Annotated in this window: 1 protein-coding gene; it reads left to right on the top strand. The window is 60.1% G+C overall.

Annotation, left to right across the window (positions count from 1 at the left end):
- Positions 1–121: 121 nt before the first annotated feature.
- On the top strand, positions 122–557 hold a 436-nt coding region (locus DY467_RS25400; protein ID WP_164639809.1), incomplete at its 3' end, for a helix-turn-helix domain-containing protein.

Raw genomic sequence — 557 nt, 5'->3', positions numbered from 1 at the left:
CTATCGACACCTTGTACCGGCCGGATCAGCTACCGGGGGCTGCGTAGCAGCGAATCTCTCGCGTCATTGCTGTGCATGTTCAACAATTCGGTGATCGAATCCACCCATCAGGGAGGCTTCGATGCGCGACAACAGCTTCGATCGGACGATTGAAAGAAACTACATCCAGAAGTGGCGTTTTCTGATCGCTGAGTACGAGGCGGTAAAGGAGGGACGGTCGGAGCAATTCCGCCGCGTCGGTGACTTCTACCGCCATCACGGCACTTGCTCCCAAACCTTCCGGAAGTACTACAACCGCTATCTGCAGAGCGGCGACGAGGCCGATCTGTTGCCCCGGCGCCGCGGACCTAAATGGCGGGATCGTCGTGTCCCGGAAGGCATCGAGACGGAGATCGTCGCCGCCCGGCAGCGCGGCATGAACCGCTACGAGATCCATGCCGCCTTGCGAGAGCGGCGCGATAAGGTACCCTCGGAATCGACCATCTATCGGGTGCTGGTGGATCGGGGATTGAACCGCCGTACGCCGGCCATGCGCGAGGAGAAACGCCGCATTATCA

Origin of the sequence: Rhodopseudomonas sp. BR0G17, from assembly GCF_010907025.1 — a bacterium.
In the GTDB taxonomy this organism is placed as follows: domain Bacteria; phylum Pseudomonadota; class Alphaproteobacteria; order Rhizobiales; family Xanthobacteraceae; genus Rhodopseudomonas; species Rhodopseudomonas palustris_H.
Note: the sequence above shows the minus strand (reverse complement) of the source record. Positions and strands in the feature narration are given on the sequence as shown.